Genomic DNA, 5,632 nt, shown 5'->3' with positions numbered 1-5,632 from the left:
CTGGTGCACCTTTAGATAAAGAAGAAACCAAGATTTTAGAAAAAATATATCCGAAGGTAAAACCTTTTTTAAGAAAAGAAGGAATTGCAGTTATAGAAAAAGAAGGTACTTGGGTTACTAGTGAATGGGGAGAACTAGAAACTCCTTTAATTAACGGTGCAGATTGTGCTTACGTAATTTTTGATGAGAAAAAAACGGCACTATGTGGAATTGAAGAAGCTTATAATCAAGGAGAGATTGACTGGAAAAAGCCTGTTTCTTGTCATTTATATCCTGTACGAGTTAAAGATTATAGTGAGTTTGCTGCAGTAAACTACCACAAATGGGAAATTTGTGATGATGCGTGTTCTTTGGGTAAAGAGCTACAAGTGCCCATTTATAAGTTTGTAAAACAAGCTTTAATTCGAAAATTTGGTGAAGATTGGTATACCGAATTAGAAAAAGTTGCAGAAAATTATTCCAGATAAATAGTTATAAGTTTAGTTAAGAGCTTTTTTTCTTGTAAAATAATAAGCTGTGGCAATAATTATTAAAGCTAATATAATAGTTATGTAATAATTATAGGAAGTCTCAAATACTGGTGCATCATTACCATACACCACAAAACCAGCCCAAAAATAAGGAGCAGAAAGTTTGCTGTTAGCATATTTGGCTTTGTAGCTCAATTTAGCATTTCTTAAAGCTTCGGATTTTGTTTGTCCGTTTTTTAAATTTTGATAAAAGAAAATCATTATTTGCTCTGTAGCCATATCAGGAACTTGCCATAAACTAGCGACTGTGGTTGGTACACCTGCAAAAGTAAAAGCTCTTTGAAAAGACTCTAAGTTTCCATTTTTTTCTAAACCAGCACCTGTATTACAGGCACTTAAAATGGCCAATTCTGCATTTAAACTTAGCCCATATAACTCCTCTAAATACAAGTGGTCGTCTTCTTTTTCTAAGTTGTTATTAAATAATAATCTACTGAGTTCTGGGTAATCTTCATTTACTTCTGCATGCATGGCTAAATGTAAAATTTTACCCTTACTTGCAGTTTTAATAAATGCAGATTTTGTTAAACTTCCTTCATTAAAGAGTTTAGAAGAAAACAATTTACTAATGTTTTTAGCCTCATTACTTGCGCCTTTTAAAAACGAAGGTTTATTTCTAACTCCAGATTGTTGGGTTGAGTTTGCGTAAATAGGTGCATAAATATGTATTTCTACTGTAGGACTCGTTTTTGGACCATTATGATTTATAAAACCTAAATTAGAAGTATAACTTATGTTGTAAATTTCAGTTGCAAATTTATTTTTGATTTGTAAAACCTCAAAAGGAAGTTTAAACAATATACCATCTGGATTAATAATTAAATGTTGTGTTTTATTTTCTAAATTAGGAATTAAAAGTTCTCCTAATTGAATACCAAGATTAGTACTGTTTTTTCTGTTACGCGTATTATTGATAAAGTTTTTCAGTTTTTGCTCCTCATTTTTTGTCCATGGAACCAAATGAACCTTAAAATTAGATTTAGAAATTTGATAAATAGCAATTTCATTTTCTAACAAAATATATTTTAAAATTACCTCTTTAGAGGTTAATTCTTTTTGAAGTTTTTCGATAGAAAATTCAAAATTACTCAGTAGCTCTAATTGAGGAAACTGTTTTTGCTTATAAGAATTATGTTTTTCAATTAATCTTTGAACAGAGTCTCTTTGAGGAATATTCTTTGTAATTTTTGCTTTACTAAGTAAAGAAGCCAATGCAGCATTTCGTTGTTTTACAGAATCTAATTCTGGCAATACGTTTGTATATCTGCTCTCATAAAACTTTTTCCAGGCTAATTGATTTTTAAGAATTTCAAAGGTATTTAAAATTGATTTTTGGGATCTATAATTATCAATAGAACCCATTTTTTTTGCATTTAAAATCCCTTTAATAATTTTTCGAAGTTGTTTGTTTTGTTTTTTATTAAAGTTGATGTTCAAATAGCTATTTTCAAATTGATGTAAAGCCAAATAATAGAGTTTGCCAATTTTCTTTTGAACAAGCGAATCTGTTTGATAATACTTATTTAATTCTTCATTAATTCTTAGTAATAAACGAGTATGATTATAGCTTTTACTCGGTTTAAAGTTTGTGTAATATGTTGCCAAAGAATCGCCACCTTGATGAATTTTTTGAATAGATTTGTCAAAGTAAATTAGAGCACTATCTTTTTGATTTTTCTTAGCTTTTATCAACGCCTTTTGAGCGTAAAAAAAAGGAAGTCTGCCATCAGTTTTAGAAATACCTCGAAACAAATCAGTCATAACACTGTCTGCTTTTTCTACTAAATTTCCTTTCGTAAATCCTTTTGCAATGTTGTATTTAATGGCCCAAAGAGTTCCTGGATAATTTTTATTTTCAACTAAATCATGAGTCTTAAATAAATATTTTAGCCCTAATTGAATATCTTTTTCTGTAGTTAAAGAATCGGGTTTATGAGAAATAAACCAGTCTCCAATATGGTTTAATGCAGTGCTATAATAAATCTTTTCCTCTTCATGAAAATTTGGTTTATTATGCACTTTCTCTAAATCATTCATCGTATTTATCATAGATAAACTATCATTAGAGGTTTTAGACAATTTCCAGAGCATATATATTTTTCGGTACTTTAAAATAACGCCCATTCTATGGTGATTTCCATTCAGTTGCCAAGTGTTGTTGTCTATGTAAGTTTTGTTTTTTGCATACACATTTTCTGCTAATCGCATGTATTGTTTTGCTAATTCAAAGTTTCCGAAGTAAGCGTTGTTATTTGATAATAATAAATATGCACCCATTAGAAAACCTTTATTTGGGTTTTGCAATTTCTCTAATAATTTAAGTGATTTGGTAATGCTTTTGTAGCTTTTCATATAATCTCTTAAATTACTTTCTGAAAACGCTTTACTATTGTATAAAGTTGATTTTAAACTATCTCCTACTTGAGAATTAGGGCAATAAGATATTGCTTTATTTAATAAAGATAGATTATTAATACTTTTCCTTTTTTCATGTACTGCATTGTATTTATAAAGATAAAGTTTGGCATATAACAAACTATCTGTAGAATCTATAGCTTTTAATTTTTTTAGAGTTTTTTCAGATAATGAAATAACACTATCTGTATTTTTTAAGCGATAGTAATCTTCAAAATGTTGAAAAATGTCATCTGATTTTTCTGATTGAGCAAATGAGGAATATGAGTTGAAACCCAAATAAATGAATAGAAAGCAAAAAAGTATTTTTGATTTTAAGTTCATTTTATTTGTTTTTATTTCAAGGAAAAGATTATTTCAATAAATTGATTAGTTCTTTAACCTCATCATTTTTAAAAATGTTTTTGTCTTTTAGTTTTTGCAAATAGTTTAAAGCAGTATCAGTATCATTTAATTTAATAGAAATTAATGCCAAGTACCAAAGACTTTCCTGTCTCCATTCTTTATTTTTTTGAGTTTTTGAAAAAAGATTTTTTGCTTTTTCAAACGCATTTAATTGTAAGTATGTATTTGCTTTGTAAAAATTTAAAGTAGCAACATCAATGGAGTCTTGAGGTGTAAATAGATTAAATTTTTCAAGTGCTTTTTTGTATTCAGCTTGCTCATATAAACTAAAAACTTCAACCTTTTTAGTCAGTTTTACTCTGTCACGAACAATGGGTTCTACAACATTTTCGTAAGGAGATATGTAATTGGCATATAATTCATCATTAGTCAAAGATTGATTTGATAAGACAAAATAGCAACCAAAACCAATAAGCATAACAACAGATGCAGCAATACGCCAATTGAATTTCTTTTTTGAAGCTTGTAATGAAGTTTCAACAGTGCTTAAATAGGCTTTCTGAAGTTTACGTTCTTCAGCAATAATTGCTTTTTTTAGATGTTTGTCAAACGCTTTATCTTTCATGAGTTACTTGTTAATCTTTTCTCTTAATTGTTTAATACATCTAGATTTTTGACTCTTTACCACATTTTTATCTTTATAGTTTAATTTTTCAGAAATCTCATCAATGGTATAACCTCTATAATAAAAAAGTATTAAAACTTCTTTGCACTTTTTGCCCAAAGAAGTAAAACCTTTTCGTAATAAACGTTCTAATTTATTGGGTGCTTCTCCCAAAAAATCTTCGGCAATAGTTTTATAATTATAAGTCTCTTTTTCTAAAGGAAAATCCAACACTCTTTTTTGATTTTTTCTTGCTTTTTCAAACAATAAATACTTGCCAATACCAAATAAATAGGTTTTAACAGTGCATTTTAAATTGTCTAATTCTCCATGCAACGCTTTTTCAGATAAAGCTATAATTGCATCTTGATAAGCATCTAGAATATCATTTTCAGAAACTTTAAATTTTCTGGCAAAGTTTATAAAAGAATTTCTGTTTTCTGTATACAACATTTTAAGCGCTTTTTTATCTGCTTGTTTTAAAAGTAAGATCAGTTGATGTTCGCTCATTAATGTTTTAAAAGGTAGAAGGTTAACAAAAAAATAAAAATAAATAAAAAAATGTTAACCTTTTGGTTTTAAAATCACTAAAAAGAAAAACTTTAAATATGAAACTAAAAACTAACTACAAATTTTTTGCCTCATTTCTAATTTTATCAATCTTTTTTGCAACTCCGGTAAATGCTCAGTTTTGGAAAAAACTAAAAAAGAAAGCTCAAGAAAAAATATCGAAAGCAGAAGATAAACTATTAGATAAATTTGATAAAAAAACAGATAAGGTTATTGATAGCACTTTAAATGGTAAGAAAAAAAATAAAAAAATAAAAGAATCTGCTAAAGAAAACAAAAAAATTGAAACGGGTAAAAGAAGTAAATCTTACGGTTCATCTTCAATTATGCACTCTATTTTATATGGAGCTATAAATATAAACGACCTTTCTAAAACAAAAGTAGAAAAGACAGGTAAAAAAGTTAGTATTATAGGTTATTGGGGCACTTTTGGGGTTGATGTTCATGATGGATATATTATTAATCTTAAAAATGTAGATAATATTGATAACCTACAAAATAAAACGTTTAAAATACCAGAAGAAGCCAGTTTACAGTTAGATTATGATGCATTGGTAAAAGGACAGTATAATTTTGATCAAAAGGTTCGTGCACCACAACAAGGTGTAAAATTTAGCAGTGGTACAGTAACAATTACCTTTAATAAAGAACAAAATATATCTATTAATTTTTCTGGAAAAGCTAAATTGAAAAATCATAAGAATGACAATAAAGATTTAGCGTTCGGAGAAGGAGATACACCAGCTACCATAAGTGGTATGATAAATACAACTGAACCAAAATACACCATAACAAGAGAAAGAAAAGAGAAGCAAAAAAATACAATAGATAACCTTTCTGAAGAAGAAAAAATGGAAATGTTTAAAAAAGCAATTCCCACAGTCAATATTCCATCAACCTTTAGTTTTAACAAAGTTATTAAAGTAAAAATGACCGATGAAAGAGGAGATTCACAAACAGTAGATTTTTTAACAGGTAGTTATCCAGATATTTATGGAATGTCTGTAACAGGCGAACAAATGGGAGGTCAAGAAATGTTAATTGTAAACACGCCAAAAGCATCTACAATGTTTATGAATATGGCTGGTATGAAAATAAAAAAATCTAC

General features: G+C 28.2%; 5 protein-coding genes. 2 read left to right on the top strand and 3 right to left on the bottom strand.

The genetic code is table 11. From position 1 onward, the window contains the following. Positions 1–467, top strand: a 467-nt coding sequence (locus ACTG3S_RS05350) for a DUF3109 family protein (RefSeq protein ID WP_439128337.1), incomplete at its 5' end; no start/stop codon positions are given. 12 nt (positions 468–479) lie between these two features. Here the strand turns inward: ACTG3S_RS05350 and ACTG3S_RS05345 are convergent. The 3 genes from ACTG3S_RS05345 to ACTG3S_RS05335 are packed head-to-tail and all read right to left on the bottom strand — an operon-like array spanning position 480 to position 4,464. Beyond that, positions 480–3,269, bottom strand: a complete 2,790-nt coding sequence (locus tag ACTG3S_RS05345) for a CHAT domain-containing protein (RefSeq protein WP_439128336.1) — start codon at positions 3,267–3,269, stop codon at positions 480–482. A gap of 28 nt (positions 3,270–3,297) precedes the next feature. Continuing rightward, the gene (locus ACTG3S_RS05340) at positions 3,298–3,915 is read right to left on the bottom strand and encodes a tetratricopeptide repeat protein (protein ID WP_439128335.1); all 618 of its coding nucleotides are present in this window, start codon (positions 3,913–3,915) and stop codon (positions 3,298–3,300) included. A gap of 3 nt (positions 3,916–3,918) precedes the next feature. Continuing rightward, positions 3,919–4,464 (bottom strand): RNA polymerase sigma factor, encoded by a 546-nt coding sequence (locus tag ACTG3S_RS05335; protein ID WP_439128334.1) that lies wholly within the window; start codon positions 4,462–4,464, stop codon positions 3,919–3,921. Between the two features lie 98 nt (positions 4,465–4,562). On the opposite strand from ACTG3S_RS05335, the gene ACTG3S_RS05330 reads away from it, so the two are divergent. Further along, a partial coding sequence (locus ACTG3S_RS05330; RefSeq protein ID WP_439128333.1) for a hypothetical protein occupies positions 4,563–5,632 on the top strand: 1,070 nt, incomplete at its 3' end.

The organism is Polaribacter sp., from assembly GCF_965656025.1.
Taxonomy (GTDB): domain Bacteria; phylum Bacteroidota; class Bacteroidia; order Flavobacteriales; family Flavobacteriaceae; genus Polaribacter.
Note: the sequence above shows the minus strand (reverse complement) of the source record. Positions and strands in the feature narration are given on the sequence as shown.